Raw genomic sequence first — 25,383 nt, 5'->3', positions numbered from 1 at the left:
GACGTCGCCGGCCGGGCCGGCGCGCTTGCAAAACGCCCCGCAAGCACGGGGCTTGCGGGGCGTTTTGCTAGGACATGAGCATGACGATGACAATCCCCCAGATGATGAGCAGGGTATTGCCGATGGCGTAAGGAACCGTGTAGCCCAGGGCGGGCACCTGACTCTTCGCCGTTTCGGTGATCTGGCCGATGGCCGCGGTGGTGGTCCGGGCTCCGGCGCAGACTCCCAATGCAATGGCGGGATGGAACTTGAATACATACCGCGCAATGTATACGCCCACGATCATCGGCACGCTGGTGGCGATGATGCCCGCGATGAATAGCTTGGCGCCCAGTTGCTGGAAGCCCTGCACGAATCCCGGCCCTGACGATATGCCCACGACCGCAACGAACGTCGTCAGCCCCACCGATGTCAGAAACCAGTGCACCGGTTCCGGCACCCGGCCGAAGGTCGGATGCACCGAGCGCAGATAGCCGAAGATCAGGCCGGAAATCAGCGCGCCGCCGGAGGTCGACAAGGTGACGGGAACGCCGCCCACGGTCAGCACCAGCGAGCCGAACAGGCCGCCGAGCAGGATGCCGAAACCGACGAAGACCATGTCGGTCTGGCTGGTGGCGCGGTCGACGTAGCCCAGCTTGCCCACCACGCGCTCGACGTCGCGCTTGGCGCCCAGCACGAACAGGCGGTCGCCGCGGTCCAGCTTCAGCCCCCAGTTGATCGGCATGTCGTGGCCGCCGCGCACGACCTTGCGCAGGAACACGCCACGGCCCAGTTCGCGGCCGACTTCGCTGTCCGCGATTTCCTTGATGGTCTTGCCGGCAATGTTCTTATTGGTCAGCACGACCTCGACGACCTCGGCGGGCATGCTGATGAGGTCGCGGTCCTCGACCTCGGTGCCGATGATGCCGGCGGCCTGGGTGACCAGCGCGTCATGCCGGCCGGTAATGCCTAACACGTCGCCCTGCTGCAACACCGTCTTGCCATCGCTGTCGATGACCTGGTCGCCGCGCCGGATGCGCTCCACGAACACGCGGGCCTCGACGAAGCGGGACTCCAGCTCTCCCACCGTCTTGCCGGCGAACTCGGCGTTGTCCAGCTTGTAGGCGCGCGCGGTGAACTTGCGATAACCGGACAGCTCCATCGAGTCGGCGCCACCGGACATCTTGGCTTCGTATTCCTGGCACTCCTTGACGATGTCCACGCGCATCAGCTTCGGCCCCAGCGAGGCCAGCAGCCAGGCGCTTCCGACCGTACCGAAGATGTAGCAGACCGCGTAGGCGACAGGAATGCTGTCGATCCATTTCTTTTTGGTGGCTGCGTCTATGCCCAGGCCGTTGATGGTGTCCGTCGCCACGCCCATGACCGCGGAAATGGTTTGGGCTCCAGACAACAAGCCTGCGCCAGTGCCGGCATCGAAGCCGAAGCCTACGGCTGTCGCCCATGTCACCAGCAGGCAGATCACGCACAGAATGACGGCGAAGATGACCTGCGGAAGGCCATCGCTTTTCATACCCCGGAAGAACTGCGGTCCGACGCCGTAACCCAGACCGAAGAGAAAGAGCAGGAAGAAGACCTGCTTGAGGACGGGAGCGATCGTGATGTTTAGCTGCCCCACCAGCACGCCTACCAGCAGCGTTCCGGTCACGGCTCCCAGATTGAATCCGAAAATCTTCTTGGCGCCTATCCAGTACCCGAGACCGAGGGTAAGGAATATCGCAAGTTCCGGATATTTTCGCAGAGTGTCAAAGAACCATTCCATCCCGAATCTCCTTCGTTCTGTACAGGTCAAGCACTTGCGCGTATCTAGCTGCGCGCGGAACACATTATCAGAATCTTTCGAGAAATCAAAAGATTTGGAACACTGAAATCACAAGATGTGTAGTCCTCGCGTCGAAAAATAAAAAAGCCCGCCAGCGCAAAGCTGGCGGGCCCTTCAAATACAACAGCGCGTAAGGCTTACAGCGCGCCGGTCAGTTCGGGCACGACCTGGAACAGATCGCCCACCAGGCCATAATCGGCCACGCCGAAGATCGGCGCTTCCGGATCCTTGTTGATGGCGACGATGACCTTCGAATCCTTCATGCCGGCCAAGTGCTGGATGGCACCCGAGATACCAACCGCCACATACAGCTGCGGCGCGACGATCTTGCCGGTCTGACCGACTTGCCAGTCGTTAGGCGCATAGCCGGCGTCGACCGCGGCGCGCGAGGCGCCGAGCGCCGCGCCCAGCTTGTCGGCCAGCGGATCCAGGATCTTGAAGTTCTCGGCGCTGCCCAGGCCGCGGCCGCCGGAGACGACGACGCGCGCGCCAGCCAGTTCCGGACGGTCGCTCTTGGCGACTTCGCGGCCCACGAAGGTGGACAGGCCCGAATCGGCCACGGCGGCGACTTCTTCCACCGCACCCGAACCGCCCTGCGCGGCCACGGCGTCAAAGCCGGTGGTGCGCACGGTGATGACCTTGACGGCGTCGGCCGACTGCACGGTGGCAATGGCGTTGCCGGCGTAGATCGGGCGCTGGAAGGTGTCGGCCGATTCAACGCCGATGATGTCGGAGATCTGCGCCACGTCCAGCTTGGCGGCCACGCGCGGGGCCACGTTCTTGCCCGAGGCGGTCGCGGGGAACAGGATGTGGCTGTAGCCCGAGGCCACGGCCAGCACCTGGGCGGCGACGTTCTCGGCCAGGCCGTCGGCCAGTTGCGGCGCATCGGCCAGCAGGACCTTGGCGACGCCCGCGGCGGCGGCGGCCTGGTCGGCCACGGCACGCGCGTTGGCGCCGGCGACCAGCACGTGCACGTCGCCTCCGATCTTGGCGGCGGCGGCGACGGCGTTCAGGGTTGCGCCCTTGAGCTGGGCGTTATCGTGTTCGGCAATAACCAGCGTCGTCATGTTCAGACCACCTTCGCTTCGTTCTTGAGTTTGTCCACCAGGGCCGCGACATCGGCCACCTTGATGCCGGCCTTGCGGGCGGGCGGCTCGCTGACCTTCAGCGTCTTCAGGCGCGGCGCGGCGTCCACACCCAGTTCTTCCGGCGTGACGGTGTCCAACTGCTTCTTCTTGGCCTTCATGATGTTGGGCAGCGTGACGTAGCGCGGCTCGTTCAGGCGCAGGTCGGTGGTGACGATGGCGGGCAGCTTGAGCGTCAGCGTTTCCAGGCCGCCGTCGACTTCGCGCGTGACCGTGACCTTGCCGTCGGCCAGCTCGACCTTGCTGGCGAACGTGGCTTGCGGCCAGTCCAGCAGCGCGGCCAGCATCTGGCCGGTCTGGTTGGCATCGTCGTCGATGGCTTGCTTGCCCAGGATCACCAACTGCGGCTGTTCCTTGTCGACCAGCGCCTTCAGCAGCTTGGCCACGGCCAGCGGCTGCAGTTCGGCATCGGTCTGGACCAGCACGCCGCGGTCGGCGCCGATGGCCATGGCCGTGCGCAGCGTTTCCTGGCATTGCGCAACGCCGCAAGAAACCGCCACGACTTCAGCCACGGCGCCCTTTTCCTTCAGGCGGGTCGCTTCTTCGACGGCGATTTCGTCAAAGGGGTTCATGGACATCTTCACATTGGCGATATCCACGCCGGTTTGATCAGACTTGACGCGCACCTTGACGTTGTAGTCAACGACGCGTTTGACAGGTACCAAAACCTTCATCCCGCTGCCTCCAAATGGAAAATAATTACCCGGCATGCGCCGGGATCGCATTGCACAATTTTTTCTCGATTCTACAGCTTCGCCAGCGCTCGTATATGGGCGACCACGCTGCGGCCCAGGGCGGACAAGTTGTAACCGCCTTCCAGCGTGCTGACGATGCGCCCCTGGCAGTGGCGCTCGGCCACCTCCACGAGCTGTTCTGTTATCCAGGCGTAATCGGCCTCGACCAGGCCCATCTGGCCCATGTCGTCCTCGCGGTGCGCGTCGAAACCGGCCGATACCAGGATCAGCTCGGGCCGGTGCGCTTCCAGCGCCGGCAGCCAGGTATCGGTGACGATGGCCCTGACCGCGGCCCCGCCGGTATACGCGGCCACGGGCACGTTCAGCATGTTCGAAGCGGGATTCTCGGCGCCGCTATTGGGAAAGAACGGGTGCTGGAAGAAGCTGCACATCAGCACGCGGTCGTTGCCGGCGAAGATGTCTTCGGTGCCGTTGCCGTGGTGCACGTCGAAATCGACGATGGCGACCCGCGACAGGCCGTGGAAGTCCAGCGCATGCTGCGCCGCAATAGCGACGTTGTTCAGAAAGCAGAATCCCATGGCCTGGGAACGGCAGGCGTGATGCCCGGGGGGCCGCACCGCGCAGAAGGCCGTGCGGGCCTCTCCGCCCATCACCGCGTCCACCGCTGCCACCCCCGCCCCAGCCGCGTACAGCGCGGCTTCGTAGGTGTGGGGGTTCATCAGCGTATCCGGATCGATAGGGAAATACCCTTGCTCCGGCGTATGTTCGCGCAAACTGTTCAGATACTGGACAGTGTGCACCCGCAATATGTCATGGCGGGATGCCTGCGGCGCCTGGCGGTCGTCCAGGTAAGGCATCAAGCCGCTGGCCAGCAACTGGTCTGAAATGGCGTCCAGCCTCTGGGGGCTTTCGGGATGCCAACTGCCCATTTCATGCAGGCGGCATGCCGGGTGGGTAAGATACATGGTCTCCATAAGGAAGATTATGTTCATCTGTCGGCGATTACTGCAACTCGGAACGCTCTCCGCCCTGCTGGCGGGCTGCTCCACCACCGCCCCCTCTGCACCCAACACCGTCGCCGGCCAGCCGGCTGCCGAATCAACCCCGGCCCCCATCCGCATCGGACCCAGTGCGCCGACACCTGGATCCGAACTGGCGGACGACGCTCCCGCCGCGCTGGCCGCCAATGGCACGTTGCGGCCTGAAGTCCGCACTTTCGTGGAAAACCTGGCCACCGAGCGCCAGCTGCCGCTGGACCCCATGGTCGCCGCGCTGGCCGGGTCGCGCTACAACGCCACCGTCGCGCGCCTGATCGCGCCGTCGCCCCCGGGCAAAAAGATCTGGCGCAGCTGGCTGACCTACCGCTCGCGCTTTGTCGAACCCAAGCGCATCGGCTGGGGCGTGGAGTTCTACAACGAGAACCGCGACCTGCTCAATCAGGCGGCGCAGCGCTTCGGCGTGCCGGCGCCGGTGATCGCGTCCATCATCGGCGTGGAAACGCTGTACGGCCGCAATATGGGCAATTTCCGCGTGCTGGATGCGCTGACCACGCTGGCCTTCGACTATCCGGACCCCGCCAAACCCGAACGCGCCACCATGTTCCGCGGCCAACTCGCCGACTTCCTGACCCTGGTCATGAAAGACAAGCTGGACCTGGAAACCCGCGGCTCGTACGCGGGCGCCATCGGCATGCCCCAGTTCATGCCCACCAGCGTCATGCATTACGCGGTGGACGGCGACGACAACGGCCACATCGACCTGAGCAACAACACCCGCGACGCCATCATGTCCGTGGGCAGCTTCCTGTCGCAGCACGGCTGGCAGCGCGGCCTGCCGGTGTTCGCTCCGGTGGTGCTGCCCGCGGATCCCGCGCCCCTGGTCGACGGCGGACTGGAACCCAAGCAAAGCTGGGGCACGCTCACCGCGGCCGGCGCCCGCCTGCAGCCTGGCGCATCGGCCGCTGGCTGGGGCAGCCAGCCGCTGGGCGTGGTCGACCTGGTCGAGGAAGCCCGGGGCACGGCGCAATACCGCGTCGGCACGCCCAACTTCTTCGCGCTCACCAAGTACAACCGCAGCTACTTCTACGCGACCTCCGTGGCGGATCTGGCAAGCGAGATCGAAGCGCGCGTGGGCCGCTGACGGCCCTGGGACCGCGGCGCCAAGCGCCGCGGTCTGCTTTACACCGTCGCGACGGGCGTCACGGGCGAACCCACGGCGCCAGGCAGGTTCAGCGGCGGCGCCGTCAGCAGGAAGCGGCTGCGGCCGTTGGCCGTGAGCCAGCGCGCAAGCGCCCCCAGGTACCACATCTCGCCTATCGGCAGGCCCAGCTTGAAGATGCAGTGGTGGTGCAAGGGCAACGCCGCGCAGCAGGCATTGGGCTTCTGCGTGGGATAGATTTCCAGCGCGTGGTTGTCCGAAGCCATGGCCGCCACCTTCGAGTCGGTGATCCACTGCAGCAGCTTCTCGTCGCTGCCGTCCAGGCCGGCGCAGATCTCGTGCAACGTATGGGGATCCGGCTCGCGGTTCTTTTCCAGCAGGGCGTCGCCGAATTCCGTATGGAACAGCACGATATCGCCCTGCTCGATCTCGATCCGGTCTGCTTCCAGGATGCGCATCAGATCGTCGTAGCCGACCGACTTCTGCTCCCGGCCGTAATGGCGCGCCAGGTCAACCATCACGCCCCGAGTCTGAAGGCAGGATTCGGCCAGTTGGGTGATGTCCAGCTTCTTGGCGTTGGAGGCCGGCCCCTGACCCAGGTCGGTCTTGGCGTAGCCATTGTCCACGTCGTAGTCCACCGGCCCCACCACGTGCTCATTGGGCCGGTAGCCGTTGTAGTAGACGCGCTCGGGCAGGCCGTCGCCGTTGGCGTCGAACAGTGCGCCCACGTGAGCCAGCGAATCCCATTGCGTCGAATACTGCAAGCTCATTTCGACGATGTCATCGCTGAGCACGTCGACGCAGCCGGGGCGCAGGCGCCCCAGCGGAAAATTCAGATACTGGTCGCCGTCCCTCTCGGTAGGCCGCAGCTTGGGCGGATGACGCCGCACGTTCACGCCGTTGCCGCCCGGGTAATCCAGCGGCAGCGACAGGCAAAAGCTCAGTCCTTCGCGGACTTCCCGCATGCCGCTCAGCACGTTCGCGGGGGTGATGTAATTCAGGCAGCCTCGCTGGTCGTCAGGCCCGAAATCTCCCCAGTTCGATCCCTCAGGACGGTTCTTCCATCTCATGCGTTGCAACTCCTGGTCGATTGAATGCTGTTTGGCATAAATTTATCACGTATAGGATACTAACATCATGGATGTGAAAACCGCTGGCCGAGTGCTGGATGTGCTGAACCTCTTCGCCGAGGCGCAGAAGCCCCTGCTGTACAGCGAGATCGCTGCCCAGATGGGGATACCGCTGTCGAGCTGTCATGGGCTGCTGAAGACCATGGTGGCGCGCGGCTATCTCTATGAAATCGGCAAGAAGCACGGCTATTACCCGACCCAGAAACTGATCCACGTGGCCACCCTGATCTGCCATAGCGACCCGCTGAACGCGGTGATCGAGCCGGTGCTGGCCCGGGTGCGGGACCTGACGGGCGAGACGGCCTTGCTGGCCAAGCTGGCCGACGACAAGGTCGTGTACCTGATCGTTGCCGAGTCCAAGCAGACCATCCGCTTCTCGCACCAGCCGGGCGGCTTCAAGGCGGTGCACGCCACCAGCTCCGGCAAGGCGCTGCTATCGGTGCTGTCGCAGGAAGAACGGCAGAAATGGTTCAAGGCCTACAGCGGTTTTGCCGCCTATACGGACAGCACGCTCACCAGCCAGGAGGCTTTCGACCGCGACCTGGAAGCGGGCGTGGCGCGCGGCTGGCAGCGCTCGGTGGGCGAGAACGTGGAAGACGTGATGTCCATTTCGCTCGGATTCCGGGCATACGAACAACCCTTTGCCATCGTGGTGGCCGGCCCGCTGAGCCGGATGCTGAAGAACGAAGCCACCACGGGGAAACAGCTGGCCGAGGTCAAGGCGATGCTGCAAGCAGCGCTGCCCTCGGCCAATCTCACCTTTGTAGGAGTAGACAGTAGATGAACAAACGCACCTTCCTCGCCGCGGCCTGCTCGGCCATCGCCACGGCGGCCTTGCCGGCAGCGACCGCCTATGCTCAGGCGGACTATCCGGACAAGCCCATCCGCGTGATCATGCCTTGGGCGGCAGGAGGACCGACGGACGTGGTCGGCCGCCTGATCGCGGTCCAGATGGGCGAGATCCTGGGTCAACCGCTGGTGATCGAAACCCGCGCCGGGGCCAGCGGCACCATAGGCACGGCCCAGGTCGCCAAGGCGCCGGCCGACGGCTACACCTTGCTGATGAACCCGTCGGTGCAGGGCATCTATCCGGCTCAATTCAAGAATCTGAGCTTTGACCCGATCAAGGACTTCAAGATGGTGGGCGTGCTGGGCACGGTGCCGATGGTGGCCGTCGTCCCGCCCAACTCCAAGTTCAAGACCTTCGGCGAACTGATCAAGCAGGGCCAGGCCCAGCCCGGCTCGCTGACCTTCGCCTCCCCCGGCGTCGCCACCTTGCCGCACCTGGCGGGCGAGCTGATCAATACCTCCACCAAGGCCAAGATCACCCACGTCGGCTACCGCGGCAGCAGCCCGGCCCTGACCGACGTCGCGGGCGGCCATGTGGACCTGATGTACGCGCCGCTGGCGCCGGCCTTGCCGCTGATCCAGAGCGGCAAGATCCGCCCGATCGCCGTGACGACCAAGACCCGCCTGGCCGAACTGCCCGACGTGCCGACCATCGCGGAAAGCGTCCTGCCCGGTTTCGACATCGTCACCTGGTACGGCATGTGGGCCCCGAAAGATACGCCGCAGCCCATCATCGCCAAGCTGAACAAGGTCATGATCGAAGCCTCGCAATCGCCCAAGGTGGTTGAAGCGCTGAAGTCGCAAGGCACCCTGCCCAGCACCATGAGCTACCAGGAAGCCGAAGCCTTCAACCTCGCGGAAAGCGAGCGTTGGATCAAGGTGATGCAGGACGCCGGCATCCAGCCCGAATAAGCGCGCAAGAAACGAGGGCGCCCGGCGCGCCCGTCCAATGAAAAACCGCCATGCCCGGCAAACCCGGCATGGCGGTTTTATTCTGCCCGAAGGCGATCAGGCGTTCAGTTGAAGACGCCCGTGGACAGATAGCGGTCGCCGCGGTCGCATACGATGAACACGATGGTGGCGTCGTTGACGCGTTCGGCCACGCGCAAGGCGGCGATCAGCGCGCCCGCCGAGGAAATTCCACCGAAGATGCCCTCTTCCGCTGCCAGCCGGCGCGCCATCTGTTCGGCCTCGGCCTGTTCGATGGATTCGTAGGCGTCCACCCGGCTGCGATCGAAGATCTTGGGCAGATAGGCTTCGGGCCACTTGCGGATGCCCGGGATCGACGATCCTTCGGCGGGCTGCGCGCCCACCACCTGCACCGCGGGATTGCGCGATTTCAGGTAGGTCGACACGCCCATGATGGTGCCGGTGGTGCCCATGGCGCTCACGAAGTGGGTGACGCGGCCTTCAGTCTGGTTCCAGATTTCCGGCCCGGTGGTTTCGATGTGGGCGCGGGGATTGTCGGGGTTGGCGAACTGGTCCAGCACCAGCCCGCGGCCGTCCGCCTGCATGGCGGATGCCAGGTCGCGGGCATATTCCATGCCGCCCTTGTCCGCCGGCGTCAGGATCAGCTCGGCGCCATAGGCCGTCATGGCCGCGCGGCGCTCCACCGAAAGATTGTCCGGCATGATCAGGATCATGCGGTAGCCGCGCATGGCGGCGGCCATGGCCAGCGCAATGCCGGTATTGCCGCTGGTCGCCTCGATGAGGGTGTCGCCCGGCTTGATGTCGCCGCGCTCTTCCGCGCGAGCGATCATCGACAGGGCCGGACGGTCCTTCACGGAGCCGGCAGGGTTGTTGCCCTCCAGCTTGGCCAGGATGACATTGCCCCGGGCGGCGCCCGCGGCCCCGGGAATGCGCTGCAGGCGCACCAGCGGCGTGTTGCCGACGGTTTGCTCGATAGTGGGATAGGTAGTAGTCATGCGGACGATGATAACCCCGCCTGGCGGCGCGCGCCGCCAAAAGCCGCGCTCCCGCCAGGGCTAACGGCGCAGGCCGCTACGCGCTCAGGGCCGGGCGCGGGCGGCGGGCTGGGACGCCGCCGGTTTCGCTTCGGATTTGGCTTCGGCCTTGCCCGCAACCGGCTTGCCCTGCGCCGGCTTGGCCGCCGTCTCGCCCTGCCCGGCCTGAGGGCCCGCCCCTCCCACCTGCAGGCCTGCCTCTTGCAGGGCCTGCGCCTTCTTCGGGCCGATGCCGCGCACCCGTTCAGCCAGGTCGTTCAAGGATTCGAACTTGCCGCCCCGCTCGCGTTCCTTGATGATTATTTCCGCCATGCGCGGGCCGATGCCCCGGACACCTTCGAGCTGCTGGGCATTGGCCTGATTGAGGTCCACCGCGTGCGCCAGCGGCGCGGCCAGGCCCAGGCCCGCCGTTACCAGCAGCGCGCCCAAGGCCTGCCGCAAAGGCCGCGGCCGGGCGCCGGAAGCAAGGGCGGCGCGCGCCCTGCGCCATCTGGCAAAGGGCGCCGGGTGGGCGGCGGCGGATTGAAGGAATGGATTCATGGATGATCTCCCTGGAGTCTGGCGCAACGGCTGTCACGCACGCTCAGATCATGCGGGCGGCGCGCTCTGTCACGGAGGCCCTGTGAATGGAAACATCCGCCCCGGCAAACCGCCAGACGAAAAAAAGCCACCGCGGACGGTGGCTTTCTTCCATGCACGGCGCCTGTGCAGACTTACTTGCGGGCGCGCCAATAACGCACGTACTCGGTAACGCCGGTCCGCACATCGCGCATCGGCGCCTGGAACCCCGCCGCGCGCAGGCGCGTGACGTCGGCCTGCGTGTAGCTCTGATAACGCCCTTTCAGGTCGTCCGGGAACGGGATATAGCGGATCAGATCCAGTTCCACCAGTTGCGCCAGCGTCAGCTCGGCTTCGCCGCGCTCCGCGCGCAGCGCATTGACCACGCCGGCCGCCACATCGTTGAAGGGCTGCGCGCGGCCGGTGCCGCAGTTGAAGATTCCGGATTGCTCGGGGTGATCCAGGAAATGCAGGTTGACCGCGACCACGTCTTCGACGGAAATGAAGTCGCGGCTCTGGCCGCCATCCACGTAGCCGTCCCAGCCCGCGAACAGGCGCACATGCCCATGCTCCAGGAACTGGTTCATGTTGTGGAACGCCACCGAGGCCATGCGGCCCTTGTGCTGTTCGTGCGGACCGTAGACGTTGAAGTAGCGCAGGCCCACGACCTGTGCGGTCAGGCTGTCCATGCGCTGGCGCAGGACCTGATCGAACAGCAGCTTGGAATAGCCGTAGACGTTGAGCGGGCCTTCATTGGCAGGGTCTTCCACGTAGATCGAGGAACCGCCGTAGACCGCCGCCGACGAGGCGTACAGGAACGGAATGCGGCGCTCCTGGCAGAACTCGAACAGCTCCAGCGTGACGCGGTAGTTGTTGTCGAGCATGTAGCGGCCGTTGCGCTCGGTCGTGTCCGAGCACGCGCCCTGGTGCAGCACGGCGCGCACTTCGTGCAGGCTGCCGTCGAGGACGCGGCGGCGGAAGTCGTCCTTGTCCATGTAGTCCGCGATCTGGCAATCGACCAGGTTGACGAACTTGTCGCCTTCGGTCAGGTCATCGACCGCGATGATGTCCTTGATGCCGCGGCGGTTGAGCCCGCGCACCAGGTTGCTGCCTATGAAGCCCGCGGCTCCGGTAACGACGATCATGAGAGTTCTCCTGCCAATTCCGCAGCGGTGACGATGGACGTGCCGAGCTTGCCCACGGCGATGCCGCCGGCCTTGTTGGCCCAGCCCATCGCGTCGACCCACGGCAGATCGATGGCGCGCGACACCGCCAGCGTCGCCAGCACGGTATCGCCCGCGCCGGACACATCGAAGACTTCGTGCGCCTGCGCGTCGATGTGGTCGCGTCCCGCGTCGGTAAACAAAGTCATGCCCTGCTCGGAACGCGTCACGAGCAAGGCTTCCAGATCCAGGTCGGCGCGCAGGCGCTGCGCGCGATCGGTAAGTTCGGCCTCGGAACTCCAGCGGCCCACGGCCTCCTGCATTTCCGAGCGGTTGGGGGTGACGAGCGTCGCCCCGCGGTAACGGGTGTAATCGTGGCCCTTCGGGTCCACCAGCACCGGCACGCCGGCGTTGCGGGCCAGGGCGATCAGCGATTCAACCCGCGCCAGCACGCCCTTGGCATAGTCGGACAACACGACGATGTCGTGGTTGGCCAGGTGGCGCGCGAATGCGGCATCGACGTTATCCAGCGCGGGCTGTGCCGGATGCTGTTCGAAGTCCACGCGCAGGAGCTGCTGCTGGCGGCCCAACACGCGCATCTTCAAGGTCGTGTGCAGGGACGGATCGGCGACCAGCTCGGCCTGTATGCCGGCTTCGGCGGACAAACGCCGCACGCTGTCGCCGGCCTCGTCTTCGCCCAGCACGCCGACCAAGGTCACGTGGCCGCCCAGGGCCGCCACGTTGCGCGCGACGTTCGCCGCGCCGCCCAGACGGTCTTCGCGGCGCGCCACGCGCACCACGGGCACTGGCGCTTCCGGCGAAATGCGTTCGACTTCGCCGAACCAGTACCGGTCCAGCATCACATCGCCCACCACTAGGACGCGGCTATGCGAAATGGCTTCGGCGGGAAATGCATTCATTCAAGTTCTTCCAAGCGGCGCGGCGCGTAGGTTTCCCAGGCATTGCAGCCGGGACATTGCCAGTAAAAGCGACGCGCCTGAAATCCGCAACTGCGGCAGGCGTAGCGGTCCAGCCGCTGCGTATGCTTGTGTATCAGGCTGCGCAACAGCGTCAGGTCGGCACCCGGCACCGGCGCCTGCTCGGCGCCGCTTTCCGGATTGGCCAGCTCGGCCTCCAGCAGTCGGTCCAGCCCCAGCAGCGACGGATGGCTGCGCAGCGCGTTGCGGGCAAATGCCCATGACGTCGCCGCGCCCTGCTGGGCGCGCAGCTCGCGGAACAGCACGTTGAACAGGTCCAGCGACGCGTGGCGCGCATACTGCTTCTGCAGCACGTCGAGCCCGGCCGCTTCCTGATTGGCGGCGCGGTAGTTCGCCAGCACCTGCTCGGCGACCAGGCCGGCGTACTCGGGAGCGTCGGTCATGATCGACTCCAGGTACAGGCGTTCGCGCTTCGGGTCCTGTTCGATCAGGGCCAGACGGGCGCGCAGCATCGCGGTGCGCACCATGGCGCCCTTGCTCGACGCCGGATCGATGGTCGACAAGGCATGGTCGGCGGCGTCCAGCGCCTTGTGGGCCGCGTCGATATCGGCAGGCTTGGCCGACAGCGCGGTCTGCGCCTGTTCGCAGTAATAGTGCACGAGCTGCGGCACCGGCTCGTCGACCAGGCCCTGCAGCGTCTTCACGGCTTCGATGGCGCGCGGCCAGTCGTGTTCCGATTCGTAGATCCGGATCAAAGAACGCAGCGCAGGCAAGGCGTAGCGGGTGTCCTTGAGCTGCTCGAAGCCGTTTTCGGCGCGATCCAGCATGCCGGCCTTGAGAAAATCCTGCGCCAGCTCGTGCTGCGCATGCTCGCGTTCGGCGGCGGGCAGGTCGGAACGGTTCAGGAGGCTTTGGTGCACGCGGATGGCGCGCTCCATTTCGCCCCGGCGGCGGAACAGGCTGCCCAGCGCGAAGTGCAGCTCGGTGGTTTCCGGGTCCAGCTTGGCCACTTCGACGAAGGCGTCGATGGCGCGGTCCGGCTCTTCATTGAGCAGGAAGTTCAGCCCGCGGAAATAGGAATCGGGCAGGCTGCGGGTTTCCCGCAGCATTTGCCGGATATCGAAGCGCGCGGCCAGCCAGCCCAGCGCGAACAATACCGGCACGAAAATCAACCACCAAGGTTCAAAATCCACTATGCGGGCTCTTGCGGTAATTCAGTGCGGAAAGGGATTCAGTGCTGGCGCAACGGCATCACAGCGGCGACATCGGGGCCACGGCCTCCGGCGGCACGGCGGGCGTGGTGCCGGCCACGGCGGCCTGGACACGGTCCAGCTCGCGGCGCAGGCGCATGGCTTCGCGGCGGCGGCGCATGGCGGCGGGCACGGTCAGCAACAGGCCGAACAAGGCGCCCAAGACGAACACGACCAGCATCACGACGATGAGGGGCACGTCCTGCACCACGTAATCGGCGTAGAACTTCACGGCGACCGGATCCGTGTTTTTCAACGCAAACATCAGAACTGCAACAAACACGAGCAATCGCAGGGCCCAGACTAGGTAGCGCATGGCGCATGCTCCAAAGAATTCAAGACTATCAATTGTAAGCGACGGATCCCTCCTGGCGCCAAAAAACAAAGCCCCTTGATTGCTCAAGGGGCTAGGTTCTCGGTCCGATCCGCCCGAAGGCGGCCTTACTGCCGTGCCGTCAATGCATGGCGTGCAGACTCACCATCGACGGCATCGGTTCACTCGATCCAGAGGATTGAGCGTCCTCGTCATTGCCGCCGGCCAAGTCCACCCGCTCGCGCAATTCCTTGCCCGCCTTGAAGTGCGGCACCTGTTTGCCAGGCACCAGCACCTGTTCGCCGGATTTCGGATTGCGACCGATGCGGGGAGACCGCTGCGACAACGAGAAGCTGCCAAAACCGCGGATCTCGATGCGCTGACCCGAGGCCAGGGCCTGGGTCATTGCGTCGAGCACGGTCTTGACCGCGTAATCGGTGTCGCGGGCGGCCAGCTGAGGATAGCGGGCCGCCAAGGCGGCGATCAGCTCCGACTTGGTCACGAATTAACCGTCGTTGCGCTGTTGGTCCAGCTTGGCCTTCAGCAGCGCGCCGAGGTTGGTGGTGCCGGACGAAGCGCTGGCGTCGGACATGCGCTGGATCGTTTCGGCGGTTTCGGCGTTGTCGCGGGCCTTGATCGACAGCTGGATCGAACGCGTCTTGCGGTCGATGTTGACGATCATGGCTTCGATGTTCTCGCCGGCGGTCAGAACGGTGGTGGCGTCTTCAACGCGGCCCGAGGAGATCTCGGAAGCGCGCAGGTAGCCTTCAACGTCCACGGACAGCGTGACAACAGCGCCCTTGGCTTCGACCGACTTGATGGTGCCCGGAACAACGGCGCCCTTGTCGAAGGTGGCAACGAAGTTGTTGAAGGGGTCGCCTTCCAGCTGCTTGATGCCCAGCGAGATGCGTTCCTTGTCGGTATCGATGCCCAGAACCACGGCTTCGATCTCGTCGCCCTTCTTGAAGTTGCGCACGGCTTCTTCGCCGGTTTCCGTCCACGACAGGTCGGACAGGTGAACCAGGCCATCGATGCCGCCGGGCAGACCGACGAACACGCCGAAGTCGGTGATCGACTTGATGGCGCCGCGGACCTTGTCACCACGCTTGAAGTTGGTGGCGAACTCTTCCCACGGGTTCTGGCGGCACTGCTTCATGCCCAGCGAAATGCGACGACGGTCTTCGTCGATTTCCAGGACCATGACTTCGACTTCTTCGCCCAGGGTCACGACCTTGCGCGGATCGACGTTCTTGTTGGTCCAGTCCATTTCGGAGACGTGCACCAGGCCTTCGATGCCGGCTTCGACTTCAACGAACGCGCCGTAGTCGGTCAGGTTGGTGACCTTGCCGAACAGGCGGGTGCCTTGCGGGTAGCGGCGAGCCAGGCCCACCCACGGATCTTCGCCCAGCTGCTTGACGCCCAGGGAGACGCGGCTCTTTTCCTGGTCGAACTTGAGCACCTTGGCTTCGACTTCCTGACCCACTTGCAGGACTTCGGAGGGGTGACGCACACGGCGCCAGGCCATGTCGGTGATGTGCAGCAGGCCGTCGATGCCGCCCAGGTCCACGAACGCGCCGTAGTCGGTGATGTTCTTGACCACGCCCTTGACCACAGCACCTTCGTGCAGGGTTTCGAGCAGCTTCTGGCGCTCTTCGCCCATGCTGGCTTCCAGCACCTGGCGACGCGACAGAACGACGTTGTTGCGCTTGCGGTCGAGCTTGATGACCTTGAATTCGAGGGTCTTGCCTTCGTACGGAGTGGTGTCCTTGACCGGACGCAGGTCCACCAGCGAACCCGGCAGGAACGCGCGGATGCCGTTGGTCATGACGGTCAGGCCGCCCTTCACCTTGCCGGTGATGGTGCCGGTAACCAGTTCGCCGTTTTCCAGGGCCTTTTCCAGTTGCAGCCAGGCCGACAGGCGCTTGGCGCGGTCACGCGACAGGATGGTGTCGCCGTAGCCGTTTTCCAGGGAATCGATGGCCACCGAGACGAAATCGCCAGGTTGCACTTCGAGCTCGCCCTGGTCGTTCAGGAACTCTTCCAGGGGGATCAGCGCTTCGGACTTCAGGCCGGCGTTGACGACGACGAAGTTGTGGTCGACGCGCACGACTTCGGCGCTGATGACCTCGCCGGACTTCATGTCCTGGCTCTTGAGGCTTTGTGCGAAAAGGTCGGCGAAGCTTTCGCCGCCGGTGGCGGTAGTGGAAACGGAAGACATGGGGTTGAAATCCATTGGGCCGAAATGGCCGTTAAAAACACACCGCAGCGGATTGCCCGCCACAGTGGAGTCAAAATGCCTGCTTGCCGGTTTACCCTTGCGGGGTGTCCCGTGGGGGCTGCGCCTGGCTTGAACAGGGCCGATAAAAAAAAACAGAAAACTGCGGAGGATTCGAGGGGAAAGTCCGGGACCGGTACTTCAATCCGCGGCGGCGTTCTTCCAGAAATCCAGTATTGCCTGCACCGTTTCCGCAATCGTCAAATCAGACGAATCCAGTACGTGTGCATCCGCTGCGGGAGCCAAGGGAGCGGTAGTCCGCCCCATATCGCGGGCGTCCCGCTCGCGCATATCCCGCAGGAGGTCATCAAGATTAGCAGAAATTCCCTTTTCGATCAACTGCTTACAGCGCCTCTGCGCCCGCGCGACCACATCGGCGACCAGGAACACCTTCAGGGGCGCATCGGGAAACACCACCGTACCCATGTCGCGCCCGTCCGCAACCAGGCCCGGAGCCAGCCGGAAGGCGCGCTGGCGCTCGAGCAACGCCTGGCGCACGCCCGGGAAGGCGGCCACGCGCGAGGCGAAATTGCCGACTTCCTCGCGGCGGATGTCGTGGCCGACGTCCACGCCTTCGAGGTAGACATGAGGCCCCTCGAAACGCACGTCCAGGGTTTCAGCCACGCGCGCGACGGCGGGTTCGTCCTCGGGGGACAAGCCGCGATTGAGCGCCGCCAGCGCGGTCAGGCGATAGAGCGCGCCGCTGTCGAGCACGGCCCAGCCCAGGGCCTTGGCGACGCGGTGGGCCACCGTGCCCTTGCCGGACGCGGTGGGGCCGTCGATGGTGATGACGGGGACAGTGGAAGAAGTTGCAGGGGAAATCGAAGTCATGGGCGATTCTTCGCTAGGCCGCTACCAGGCCCGCGTAAACATCAAAGTAACCCGGGAAGGTCTTGCTGACGCAGCCCGGGTCGAGGATACGGACGGCCGCCGGCCCGAAAGCCGCCAGCGAGAAGCACATCGCCATGCGGTGGTCGTCCCAGGTTCCGATGTGCGCGTCGCGCCAGGCGTCCTGCGCCGGCGGCGTCACGCGCAGCCAATCCGGCCCCGATTCCACCCGCGCACCCAGCTTTTCCAGCTCGGTCTGCATGGCGTGGATGCGGTCGGTTTCCTTGACGCGCCAGCTGCCGATGTTGCGCAGGCGGCACGGGCCGTCGGCATACAGCGCCAGGGCCGCCGCGGTCATGGCGGCATCCGGGATCAGGTTGAAATCGGTGTCGAAGGCCTTCAGGCGTTCGCCCTGGGCGACGCGCGCGCCCGACACCTCGATCCAGTCGGGGCCATAGGTCACGGTGGCGCCCATGTCGGCCAGCGTGTCGGCAAAGGCGACATCGCCCTGGATGCTGTCCGCGCCCACGCCGGTCACGCGCAGCGGCCCGCCGCCGATCGCGCCCAGCGCCAGGAAATAGGAGGCCGTCGAGGCGTCGCCTTCGACCGCGATCCGCCCGGGGCTGCGATAGGCGGCCCCGCCGTCGATGACGAAACGGCTCCAGCCGTCGCGCCGCACCTGCACGCCGAAGCGCGCCATCAGGTTCAGCGTGATCTCGATGTAGGGCTTGGAGATGAGCTCGCCCAGCACTTCGATCGTGACCGGCTTGCCGCTGCGGCCGGCTTGCAGCGGCGCGGCCATCAGCAAGGCGGTGAGGAACTGGCTGGACACAGAACCCTGTACCCGCGTGACAGCATCCGCCGCGATGTCGCCGCTGCCGATGTGCAGCGGCGGATAGCCAGGCTGGCCCAGGTAGTCGATGCTGGCGCCCAAACCCTTGAGCGCATCGACCAGATCGCCGATGGGACGCTCATGCATGCGCGGCACGCCCGACAGACGGTAGTCGCCGCCCATCAGCGCCAGCGCCGCGGTCAGCGGCCGGATCGCGGTGCCGGCGTTGCCCATGAACAGGTCGGCACTTTCCACCGGAAAGCGGCGCACGCCCTGCACCGTGACGCTGCCCGCTTCCAGTTCCGACACCTGCACGCCCAACTGGCGCAAGGCGCCCAGCATGACGCGGGTGTCGTCGGAATCCAGCAAACCGGTGATGACCGTGCTGCCCTCGGCGATGGCGGACAGCAGCAGCACGCGATTGGAAATGCTCTTGGAACCCGGCAGGGCAATCACGCCCCGCGCTTGCCGCACGCGCGGCAGATCGAGATAAGGCAAAGCGCCCATGTCAGCTACTCCTTGCGCCAGTTGCGGCGGGCGCGGGCCGCCGTGTCCAGCAGCGTCAGCAAAGCCGCGCCATCGCCGTCGGCAATGGCGCGTTCGGCACGGTCCAGCACCGCGCGCACGTCGGCCAGTTCGGCCAGCATCGCATCGCGGTTGGACAGAAAAATATCGCGCCACATTTCGGGCGAACCCGCGGCGATACGCGTGAAGTCGCGAAAGCCGCTGCCTGCCAGCTCCAGGCGCGTGGCGGCGTCGGCGGCCTCGGCCACCTGTTCCATGTATACCGCCGACAGCAGATGCGGCAGATGGCTGACCGAGGCCAGCACCCGGTCATGGGCGTCGGCGTCCATGTCGATCACATCGGCTCCGCAAGCCTGCCACGCGCGGCGCACCAGCTCCAGGGACGACTCGCCGTTCTCGGCCAAGGGCGTCAGGATCACGGTGCGCTTACGGTACAGGCCGGCATCGGCCGCCTCGGGTCCGCTGCGTTCGGCGCCGGCGATGGGATGGCCAGGCACGAATTGCGCGACGCGATCGCCCAGCGCCACCCGCGCGGCCTCGACCACTTCGGCCTTGGTACTGCCCCCATCCGTCAGCACGGTATCGGAGCGCAGATGCGCACGCATGCGCGACAGCACGTCGCCCAACCCGCCCACTGGCGTCGCCAGCAGGATCAGGTCGGCACGCGCCGCGGCTTCCTCGGCCGAAGCAGCCTCGTCGATCAAGCCCAATTCAACGGCGCGGGCCAGCGATTGCGCGTTGCGCCCTACTCCCAGCACCCGGCCCACCTGCCCCGCCCGGCGCAAGGCCGCGGCGAAGGATCCGCCGATCAGGCCCACCCCTACGACGGCCAATACAGGAATCAGGGGGCCAGCGGCCCCCTGATCGGATTTCGGTGACGCGTCGTTCATGCGGACAGGATGGCGGTCAGGGCTTCGATGAACCGCTCGTTTTCCTGCGGCAGTCCGATGGACACCCGCAGCCACTCCGGCAAGCCGTCGCCGGCGACAGGGCGCACGATCACGCCGCGCTTGAGCAGTTCCAGGTTGATGCGCGGGGCGTCGCCCACATGCACCAGCACGAAGTTGCCGTAGCTGGGCACGTAGCGCAGCTTCAGGCGCTCGAACGCGGCGCAGAGCTGCGCCTTGCCCGCCTTGTTGGAGGCATAGGCCTCTTCCAGGTAGGCCGTGTCGCGCAGCGCGGCGATGGCCGCGGCCTGCGCCAGCGTATTGACGTTGAAGGGCTGGCGCACGCGATTCAGCAGATCCGTCAGGGCGGGCTGCGCCACCGCGAAGCCCACGCGCAGCCCCGCCAGGCCGTAGGCCTTGGAGAAGGTGCGCGACACGATCAGGTTGGGATAGCGGCGCACCAGCGCGGTGCTGTCGAAGCGGAACTCGGGATCGAGGTACTCGTTGTAGGCCTCGTCCAGCACCACCGTGACGCGATCGCCGTGGGCGGCGTGGACGCGCTCCAGGAAGGCCGCGATCTGGTCGCCCGGCACGAAGGTGCCGGTGGGGTTGTTCGGGTTGGCGATGAACAGCAGCCGCGTGTCGTCGGCGATGGCATCGAACATCGCGTCCAGGTCATGGCCATAGTCCTTGGCCGGCACCACGATGTGGCGCGCGCCGCGCGCCTGGGTGGCCAGGCGGTAGACCGCGAACGAATGCTGCGCATAGACCGCCGACACGCCCGGCTCCAGCAGCGCCAGCGCCGCGATTTCCAGGATGTCGTTGGAGCCGTTGCCCAGCGTGACCCAGCTCATCGGCACGCCATAGCGTTCAGCCAGCGCCGACTTCAGGTCGAAGCCGTTGGGATCGGGATAGCGCGCCAGCGACTCGGCCGCGGCCAGCATCGCCTCGCGCGCCGACTTGGGCATGCCCAGCGGGTTTTCATTGGACGCCAGCTTGACGATGCCGGCCGGGTCCAGCCCGAATTCGCGGGCCAGTTCTTCGATGGGCTTGCCCGCCTGGTAAGGCGCGATGGCGCTGACGTGCGCCGGAGCAACGAGGGGCTTGGATGCGGTGGTCATGTCGGAAGGGCTCACGGCGCCGGGTAGGAACCCAGCACTTTCAGGTAGGCAACCTGCGCCTGCAAGGCGGCCAGGGCGCGTTCAACGTTCGGATCATTGCGGTGACCCAGGACGTCCACATAAAAATAGTATTCCCACTGGCCGGTACGGGCCGGCCGCGACTCGAAGCGCGTCATGGACACGCCGTTGGCCGCCAGCGGCGCCAGCATTTCGTAGACGGCGCCAGCGCGGTTCGGCACGGCCAGGATCAGGCTGGTCTTGTCCTTGCCGCTGACCAGCGGTTCGATGTTGCCGATCGCCAGGAAGCGCGTGCGGTTGTGCGGGTCGTCCTGAATGCCTGCGGCCACGATCTGCAGGTTCCAGGCGGGCGCCGCCACTTCGCCGGCGATCGCCGCGATGCTCGGGTCGCCGGCTGCCGCGCGCGCGGCCTCGGAATTGCTGGACGCGGCCACGCGGGCCACGTCGGGATAGTTGCGCGTGAGCCAGCCCTGGCACTGGGCCAGCGCCTGCGGGTGCGCGGAAATCGTCTTGATGCCGTCCATGCTGCCGGACTGCGACATCAGGCAGTGGCGTATCACCAGCGAGCGCTCGCCCAGGATCTTCAGTGGTGTGTTCAGCAGCAGATCCAGGCTGCGGTTGACCGCGCCTTCGGTGGAGTTCTCGACCGGGACCATGCCGACGTCGGCCTGCCCCGCCTCGACGGCGCGGAACACTTCATCGAACGAAGCGCACGGCAGCTTCTGCACGGCGTGGCCGAAATGCTCCTGCGCGGCCTGCTCCGAGAACGAGCCCTGCGGCCCCAGGAAGGCGACCGTCATGCCGCGCTCCAGGCCGCGGCAGGCCGAGATGATTTCGGTCCAGACCGCGGCCACGCCGGTGTTCGGGAACGGGCCGGGATTGGACTGTTGCAGGCGGCGGATGACCTCGGCTTCGCGCTCGGGGCGCAGCACGGGGCCATCGGCATTCGCGGCGTGCTTGGCCTCGCCCACTTCCAGCGCGGCGCTTGCGCGCTGCGTCAGGAGGTCAAGGATCTGGGCGTCCAACGCGTCGATGCGCTGACGCAGGGGGAGCAGCTTGCGCTGCAGATCGTCATCCATAGCGACGCTCGAATTCCTTGAGGTACTCGACCAGCGCCGAGACCCCGGCCAGGGGCACCGCGTTGTAGATCGAGGCGCGCATGCCGCCCACGCTCTTGTGGCCCTTGAGCTGCGTCAGGCCGGCCGCGTCCGCGCCTTGCAGGAAGGCGTCGTTGAGCGATTCGTCGCGCAGCACGAACGGCACGTTCATGCGCGAGCGCACGGGTGCGTGGATGGGGTTGCGGTAGAAGCTGGTGCTGTCCAGATAGCCGTACAGCAGATCGGCCTTGGCCTTGTTCGCGGCTTCCATGCCGGCCACGCCGCCATTGGCCTTGACCCACTTGAACACCAGGCCGGCGACGTAGATGGCGAAGGTGGGCGGCGTGTTGTAGCGCGAGTGTTCGGCTGCCACGTTGGCGTAGTCGAACGCGGACGGGCAGATCGGCAAGGCGTGGCCGATCAGGTCGCGGCGCGCGATGACCATGGTCACGCCCGCCGGGCCGGCGTTCTTCTGCGCGCCAGCGTACATCATGCCGCAGCGCGTCACGTCCATCGGACGCGACAGGAAATGCGAGGACGCGTCGACGACCAGCGGCACGTCGGGGGCGCCCAGCGCGGCGGTGTCGGGCCAGTCCATGAACTCGACGCCGCCGATGGTTTCATTGCTGCACAGGTGCAGATAGGCCGAATCCTGGCGTACTTGCCAGGTATCGACCGGCGGCACCCAGGTCAGCGGCGCCAGCTCGCGGCCATCCAGCTGGATGGCCTGCTCGCTGCTTGCCGCCACATGGGTGCTGCCGTAGCGGCCGGCTTCCTTGTACGAACGCTTGGACCAATGGCCCGTCACGACGAAGTCGGCCGCCGGCGTACCGCGGCGTCCCATGAGATTCATGGGGACGATGGCGTTTTCCCCGGAACCGCCGCCCTGCATGAACATGACGGCGTAATCCGCCGGCAGTCCAAGCAGGTCACGCAGATCGGACTCGGCTTCATCGCAGATCTGCACGAAATGCTTGCCGCGATGGCTCATTTCCATCACGGACATGCCGCTGCCGTGCCAGTCCAGCATTTCCGCAGCGGCTTGCTGCAGCACCACCTCGGGCAAGGCCGAGGGGCCTGCCGAGAAGTTCCAGGGGCGGGCCATTATTGCTCCGTAGGTTCCGTCGAATCCGTCGAGTCCGCAGCGCCGTTGTCGTCGCCGCCATCCGCGTCCTGGCCGTCTTCGTCCAGGTCGCCGTCATCGTCCGCATCGCTTTCCACGACGCGACGCACGCCGGACAGGGAACTGCCGTCGTCGACGTTGATGAGCGTGACGCCTTGCGTGGCGCGGCCCATTTCGCGGATTTCAGAGACGCGGGTGCGCACCAGCACGCCGCCGGTCGTGATCAGCATGATCTCGTCCGAAGGCATGACCAGCACGGCGCCCACGACCTTGCCGTTGCGCGAGCTGGTCTGGATGGCGATCATGCCCTTGGTGCCGCGGCCGTGGCGCGTGTACTCGGTGATCGGCGTGCGCTTGCCGTAACCGTTTTCGGTGGCGGTCAGCACGCTTTGCGTTTCGTCGCCAGCCACGAGCAGCGCGATGACGGTCTGGGTGTCTTCCAGCATCATGCCGCGCACGCCACGGGCGTTGCGGCCCATCGGACGCACGTCGTTCTCGTCGAAGCGCACGGCCTTGCCGGCGTCCGAGAACAGCATGACGTCATGCTGGCCGTCGGTCAGGTCGGCGCCGATCAGGTAGTCGCCGTCGTCCAGGTCCACGGCGATGATGCCGGCCTTGCGCGGGTTGGAGAAGTCGGACAGCGGGGTCTTCTTGACCGTACCGCGCGAGGTCGCCATGAAGACGTAGTGGTCTTCGCTGAATTCCTTGACCGGCAACACCACGGTGATCTTCTCGCCTTCGGCCAACGGGAACATGTTGACGATGGGCTTGCCGCGCGAATTGCGCGTGCCTTGCGGCACTTCCCAGACCTTCAGCCAGTACACGCGGCCGCGGTTGGAGAAGCACAGCAGGAAGTCGTGCGTGTTGGCGATGAACAACTGGTCGATCCAGTCGTTTTCCTTCATGGCCGTGGCCTGCTTGCCGCGTCCGCCACGCTTTTGCGAGCGGTACTCGGACAGCGGCTGGCTCTTGATGTAGCCGCCGTGCGACAGGGTCACGACCATGTCGGTCGGGGTGATCAGGTCTTCGGTGTCGAGCTCGGTGGCGTTGAGTTCGATTTCCGAGCGGCGCGTATCCTTCGCGCCGGTCGAGAACTCCGCCTTGATGGCCTGCAGCTCTTCGCCAATGATCGTCGTGATGCGCTCGGGGCGCGCCAGGATATCCAGCAGGTCGGCGATGGTGGACATGATGTCCTTGTATTCGCCGACGATCTTGTCCTGCTCCAGCCCGGTCAGGCGTTGCAGGCGCATGTTCAGGATTTCCTGGGCCTGCGTGTCGCTCAGGCGGTACAGGCCGTCGCCCTGGAGGCCGAACTCGGCGCCCAGGTCGTCCGGACGGAAGGCCGCGCGGCCTCCCGGCGTATCGCCGTCGGCGCGCGACAGCATTTCGCGCACCAGCGACGAATCCCACGACTTCGCCATCAGTTCCTGGCGCGCGACCGGGGGGGTCGGCGCCGCCTTGATGATGGCGATGAAATCGTCGATGTTGGCAAGCGCGACAGCCAGGCCTTCCAGCACGTGGCCGCGTTCGCGGGCCTTGCGCAACTGGAACACCGTGCGGCGCGTGACCACTTCGCGGCGATGCTGCAGGAAGTAGTCGATCATCTGCTTCAGGTTGAGCAGGCGGGGCTGGCCGTCGACCAGCGCCACCAGGTTCATCCCGAAGGTGTCTTGCAGTTGCGTGTTCTTATAGAGGTTGTTCAGGACGACCTCGGGAACCTCGCCGCGCTTGAGCTCGATGACCAGGCGCATCCCGTCCTTGTCGGACTCGTCGCGGATGTCCGAGATGCCTTCGATCTTCTTGTCGTTGACGAGCTCGGCGATGCGTTCCTGCAGCGTCTTCTTGTTGACCTGGTAGGGGATCGCGTCGACCACGATGGCCTGGCGGTTGCCCTTCTCCATGTCTTCGAAGTGGGTCTTGGCGCGCATGATGACGCGGCCGCGACCGGTGCGATAGCCTTCGCGCACACCGGACATGCCGTAGATGATGCCGCCGGTGGGGAAATCGGGGGCCGGGATGAGCTCCATGAGCTCATCGACCGAGCAGCCCGGATTGCGCAGGCAGTACAGGCAGCCGTCGACCACTTCCTGGAGGTTGTGGGGCGGAATGTTGGTGGCCATGCCCACCGCGATGCCCGAGCTGCCGTTGACCAGCAGGTTGGGCAGGCGCGACGGCAACAGCAGCGGTTCTTGTTCGCTGCCGTCGTAATTGGGGCCAAAGTCCACCGTTTCCTGGTCGATGTCGGCCAGCAATTCGTGGGCGATCTTGGCCAGGCGGATTTCGGTGTAACGCATCGCCGCGGCGTTATCGCCGTCGATCGAGCCGAAGTTGCCCTGGCCGTCGACCAGCATGTAGCGCATGGAAAAATCCTGCGCCATGCGGACGATGGTGTCGTAGACGGACTGGTCGCCGTGGGGGTGGTATTTACCGATGACGTCCCCGACGATACGCGCCGACTTCTTATAGGCGCGGTTCCAGTCGTTGTTCAGTTCGTGCATCGCGTAGAGCACGCGCCGGTGGACAGGCTTGAGGCCGTCCCGCACATCCGGTAGCGCCCGCCCGACGATCACGCTCATCGCGTAATCGAGGTAACTGCGGCGCATCTCTTCTTCCAGCGATACCGGAAGCGTCTCCTTGGCAAAGGAATCCATATATATAACGACAGAATCGTGTAAGGAGGAACCCGGGCCGGGTAA

General features: G+C 65.6%; 23 protein-coding genes. 3 read left to right on the top strand and 20 right to left on the bottom strand.

All coding sequences use genetic code 11. The features are described 5' to 3' along the window. Nucleotides 1-67 precede the first annotated feature (67 nt). The 4 genes from aspT to N5C88_RS23680 form a co-directional block, all read right to left on the bottom strand. Nucleotides 68-1,759: an aspartate-alanine antiporter gene (aspT, locus tag N5C88_RS23695; RefSeq protein ID WP_280016350.1), complete on the bottom strand. Its 1,692-nt coding sequence runs from the start codon at nt 1,757-1,759 to the stop codon at nt 68-70. Nucleotides 1,760-1,956: 197 nt separating this feature from the next. Then, nucleotides 1,957-2,886 carry an electron transfer flavoprotein subunit alpha/FixB family protein gene (locus N5C88_RS23690; protein ID WP_054450918.1) on the bottom strand — a complete coding sequence of 310 codons (930 nt, stop codon included), beginning with the start codon at nt 2,884-2,886 and terminating at the stop codon, nt 1,957-1,959. Between the two features lie 2 nt (nt 2,887-2,888). Beyond that, nucleotides 2,889-3,638, bottom strand: a complete 750-nt coding sequence (locus tag N5C88_RS23685) for an electron transfer flavoprotein subunit beta/FixA family protein (RefSeq protein WP_013392406.1) — start codon at nt 3,636-3,638, stop codon at nt 2,889-2,891. A gap of 71 nt (nt 3,639-3,709) precedes the next feature. After that, complete coding sequence (locus tag N5C88_RS23680) at nt 3,710-4,633, bottom strand: histone deacetylase family protein (protein WP_187524001.1); 924 nt, start codon at nt 4,631-4,633, stop codon at nt 3,710-3,712. A 10-nt stretch (nt 4,634-4,643) separates the two neighbouring features. Between N5C88_RS23680 and mltB the strand changes: the two genes are divergently transcribed. Continuing rightward, nucleotides 4,644-5,798, top strand: a complete 1,155-nt coding sequence (gene mltB, locus N5C88_RS23675; RefSeq protein ID WP_059379325.1) for a lytic murein transglycosylase B — start codon at nt 4,644-4,646, stop codon at nt 5,796-5,798. Between the two features lie 38 nt (nt 5,799-5,836). Here the strand turns inward: mltB and N5C88_RS23670 are convergent, their stop codons facing one another. Continuing rightward, nucleotides 5,837-6,886: a cyclase family protein gene (locus N5C88_RS23670; protein WP_118933406.1), complete on the bottom strand. Its 1,050-nt coding sequence runs from the start codon at nt 6,884-6,886 to the stop codon at nt 5,837-5,839. A gap of 67 nt (nt 6,887-6,953) precedes the next feature. Here N5C88_RS23670 and N5C88_RS23665 point away from each other — a divergent pair, with 67 nt between their 5' ends. Together N5C88_RS23665 and N5C88_RS23660 are read left to right on the top strand one after the other, a co-directional pair. Further along, nucleotides 6,954-7,730, top strand: a complete 777-nt coding sequence (locus N5C88_RS23665; protein ID WP_059379327.1) for an IclR family transcriptional regulator — start codon at nt 6,954-6,956, stop codon at nt 7,728-7,730. Beyond that, nucleotides 7,727-8,707 carry a tripartite tricarboxylate transporter substrate binding protein gene (locus N5C88_RS23660; RefSeq protein WP_118933407.1) on the top strand — a complete coding sequence of 327 codons (981 nt, stop codon included), beginning with the start codon at nt 7,727-7,729 and terminating at the stop codon, nt 8,705-8,707. The genes N5C88_RS23665 and N5C88_RS23660 overlap by 4 nt, the downstream gene beginning before the upstream one ends. A gap of 104 nt (nt 8,708-8,811) precedes the next feature. Here the strand turns inward: N5C88_RS23660 and cysM are convergent, their stop codons facing one another. From cysM to gyrA, 15 genes are all read right to left on the bottom strand, one after another. Further along, nucleotides 8,812-9,720: a cysteine synthase CysM gene (gene cysM / locus N5C88_RS23655; protein ID WP_059379329.1), complete on the bottom strand. Its 909-nt coding sequence runs from the start codon at nt 9,718-9,720 to the stop codon at nt 8,812-8,814. Between the two features lie 84 nt (nt 9,721-9,804). Beyond that, entirely contained in the window at nt 9,805-10,299 is a 495-nt protein-coding gene (locus tag N5C88_RS23650; RefSeq protein ID WP_059379330.1) for a helix-hairpin-helix domain-containing protein, read from the bottom strand. A 173-nt stretch (nt 10,300-10,472) separates the two neighbouring features. Further along, nucleotides 10,473-11,462, bottom strand: coding sequence for an ADP-glyceromanno-heptose 6-epimerase (rfaD, locus tag N5C88_RS23645; protein ID WP_118933408.1), 990 nt, complete (start codon nt 11,460-11,462; stop codon nt 10,473-10,475). Then, nucleotides 11,459-12,400, bottom strand: a complete 942-nt coding sequence (gene rfaE1, locus N5C88_RS23640) for a D-glycero-beta-D-manno-heptose-7-phosphate kinase (RefSeq protein WP_118933409.1) — start codon at nt 12,398-12,400, stop codon at nt 11,459-11,461. Before rfaE1 ends, rfaD begins: the two co-directional genes overlap by 4 nt. After that, nucleotides 12,397-13,611 carry a lipopolysaccharide assembly protein LapB gene (lapB, locus tag N5C88_RS23635; RefSeq protein WP_059379332.1) on the bottom strand — a complete coding sequence of 405 codons (1,215 nt, stop codon included), beginning with the start codon at nt 13,609-13,611 and terminating at the stop codon, nt 12,397-12,399. Before lapB ends, rfaE1 begins: the two co-directional genes overlap by 4 nt. A gap of 58 nt (nt 13,612-13,669) precedes the next feature. Further along, nucleotides 13,670-13,984, bottom strand: coding sequence for a LapA family protein (locus N5C88_RS23630; RefSeq protein WP_013392395.1), 315 nt, complete (start codon nt 13,982-13,984; stop codon nt 13,670-13,672). Nucleotides 13,985-14,123: 139 nt separating this feature from the next. Continuing rightward, a complete protein-coding gene (locus N5C88_RS23625) occupies nt 14,124-14,483 on the bottom strand; it encodes an integration host factor subunit beta (RefSeq protein ID WP_013392394.1) in 360 nt (119 codons plus the stop codon). A 3-nt stretch (nt 14,484-14,486) separates the two neighbouring features. Beyond that, the gene (rpsA, locus tag N5C88_RS23620) at nt 14,487-16,199 is read right to left on the bottom strand and encodes a 30S ribosomal protein S1 (RefSeq protein WP_026382780.1); all 1,713 of its coding nucleotides are present in this window, start codon (nt 16,197-16,199) and stop codon (nt 14,487-14,489) included. A gap of 198 nt (nt 16,200-16,397) precedes the next feature. Continuing rightward, complete coding sequence (cmk, locus tag N5C88_RS23615; protein ID WP_054450894.1) at nt 16,398-17,087, bottom strand: (d)CMP kinase; 690 nt, start codon at nt 17,085-17,087, stop codon at nt 16,398-16,400. A 13-nt stretch (nt 17,088-17,100) separates the two neighbouring features. Next, nucleotides 17,101-18,423 carry a 3-phosphoshikimate 1-carboxyvinyltransferase gene (aroA, locus tag N5C88_RS23610; RefSeq protein ID WP_280016349.1) on the bottom strand — a complete coding sequence of 441 codons (1,323 nt, stop codon included), beginning with the start codon at nt 18,421-18,423 and terminating at the stop codon, nt 17,101-17,103. Between the two features lie 5 nt (nt 18,424-18,428). Next, the gene (locus tag N5C88_RS23605; protein WP_251877268.1) at nt 18,429-19,331 is read right to left on the bottom strand and encodes a prephenate dehydrogenase/arogenate dehydrogenase family protein; all 903 of its coding nucleotides are present in this window, start codon (nt 19,329-19,331) and stop codon (nt 18,429-18,431) included. Then, nucleotides 19,328-20,449, bottom strand: coding sequence for a histidinol-phosphate transaminase (gene hisC, locus N5C88_RS23600; protein ID WP_059375308.1), 1,122 nt, complete (start codon nt 20,447-20,449; stop codon nt 19,328-19,330). Before hisC ends, N5C88_RS23605 begins: the two co-directional genes overlap by 4 nt. Before the next feature lie 11 nt (nt 20,450-20,460). Continuing rightward, nucleotides 20,461-21,546: a prephenate dehydratase gene (pheA, locus tag N5C88_RS23595; RefSeq protein ID WP_251877270.1), complete on the bottom strand. Its 1,086-nt coding sequence runs from the start codon at nt 21,544-21,546 to the stop codon at nt 20,461-20,463. After that, nucleotides 21,539-22,669, bottom strand: a complete 1,131-nt coding sequence (gene serC / locus N5C88_RS23590; protein ID WP_280016348.1) for a 3-phosphoserine/phosphohydroxythreonine transaminase — start codon at nt 22,667-22,669, stop codon at nt 21,539-21,541. Before serC ends, pheA begins: the two co-directional genes overlap by 8 nt. Then, nucleotides 22,669-25,338 (bottom strand): DNA gyrase subunit A, encoded by a 2,670-nt coding sequence (gyrA, locus tag N5C88_RS23585; protein WP_280016347.1) that lies wholly within the window; start codon nt 25,336-25,338, stop codon nt 22,669-22,671. The genes serC and gyrA overlap by 1 nt, the downstream gene beginning before the upstream one ends. Nucleotides 25,339-25,383 lie beyond the last annotated feature (45 nt).

The organism is Achromobacter sp. GD03932, from assembly GCF_029839485.1.
GTDB classification, from domain to species: domain Bacteria; phylum Pseudomonadota; class Gammaproteobacteria; order Burkholderiales; family Burkholderiaceae_B; genus Achromobacter; species Achromobacter bronchisepticus_A.
Note: the sequence above shows the minus strand (reverse complement) of the source record. Positions and strands in the feature narration are given on the sequence as shown.

Excerpts from the sequence above, each read along its gene's own strand:
- N5C88_RS23690 (WP_054450918.1), bottom strand. The coding sequence starts at position 2,886 with ATGACGACGCTGGTTATTGCCGAACACGATAACGCCCAGCTCAAGGGC.
- N5C88_RS23670 (WP_118933406.1), bottom strand. The coding sequence starts at position 6,886 with ATGAGATGGAAGAACCGTCCTGAGGGATCGAACTGGGGAGATTTCGGG.
- pheA (WP_251877270.1), bottom strand. The coding sequence starts at position 21,546 with ATGGATGACGATCTGCAGCGCAAGCTGCTCCCCCTGCGTCAGCGCATC.
- rpsA (WP_026382780.1), bottom strand. The coding sequence starts at position 16,199 with ATGTCTTCCGTTTCCACTACCGCCACCGGCGGCGAAAGCTTCGCCGAC.
- cysM (WP_059379329.1), bottom strand. The coding sequence starts at position 9,720 with ATGACTACTACCTATCCCACTATCGAGCAAACCGTCGGCAACACGCCG.
- rfaE1 (WP_118933409.1), bottom strand. The coding sequence starts at position 12,400 with ATGAATGCATTTCCCGCCGAAGCCATTTCGCATAGCCGCGTCCTAGTG.
- cmk (WP_054450894.1), bottom strand. The coding sequence starts at position 17,087 with ATGACTTCGATTTCCCCTGCAACTTCTTCCACTGTCCCCGTCATCACC.
- hisC (WP_059375308.1), bottom strand. The coding sequence starts at position 20,449 with ATGACCACCGCATCCAAGCCCCTCGTTGCTCCGGCGCACGTCAGCGCC.
- N5C88_RS23630 (WP_013392395.1), bottom strand. The coding sequence starts at position 13,984 with ATGCGCTACCTAGTCTGGGCCCTGCGATTGCTCGTGTTTGTTGCAGTT.
- N5C88_RS23660 (WP_118933407.1), top strand. The coding sequence starts at position 7,727 with ATGAACAAACGCACCTTCCTCGCCGCGGCCTGCTCGGCCATCGCCACG.
- rfaD (WP_118933408.1), bottom strand. The coding sequence starts at position 11,462 with ATGATCGTCGTTACCGGAGCCGCGGGCTTCATAGGCAGCAACCTGGTG.
- N5C88_RS23665 (WP_059379327.1), top strand. The coding sequence starts at position 6,954 with ATGGATGTGAAAACCGCTGGCCGAGTGCTGGATGTGCTGAACCTCTTC.
- N5C88_RS23650 (WP_059379330.1), bottom strand. The coding sequence starts at position 10,299 with ATGAATCCATTCCTTCAATCCGCCGCCGCCCACCCGGCGCCCTTTGCC.
- aroA (WP_280016349.1), bottom strand. The coding sequence starts at position 18,423 with ATGGGCGCTTTGCCTTATCTCGATCTGCCGCGCGTGCGGCAAGCGCGG.
- serC (WP_280016348.1), bottom strand. The coding sequence starts at position 22,669 with ATGGCCCGCCCCTGGAACTTCTCGGCAGGCCCCTCGGCCTTGCCCGAG.
- N5C88_RS23605 (WP_251877268.1), bottom strand. The coding sequence starts at position 19,331 with ATGAACGACGCGTCACCGAAATCCGATCAGGGGGCCGCTGGCCCCCTG.
- mltB (WP_059379325.1), top strand. The coding sequence starts at position 4,644 with ATGTTCATCTGTCGGCGATTACTGCAACTCGGAACGCTCTCCGCCCTG.
- gyrA (WP_280016347.1), bottom strand. The coding sequence starts at position 25,338 with ATGGATTCCTTTGCCAAGGAGACGCTTCCGGTATCGCTGGAAGAAGAG.
- aspT (WP_280016350.1), bottom strand. The coding sequence starts at position 1,759 with ATGGAATGGTTCTTTGACACTCTGCGAAAATATCCGGAACTTGCGATA.
- N5C88_RS23685 (WP_013392406.1), bottom strand. The coding sequence starts at position 3,638 with ATGAAGGTTTTGGTACCTGTCAAACGCGTCGTTGACTACAACGTCAAG.
- N5C88_RS23680 (WP_187524001.1), bottom strand. The coding sequence starts at position 4,633 with ATGGAGACCATGTATCTTACCCACCCGGCATGCCGCCTGCATGAAATG.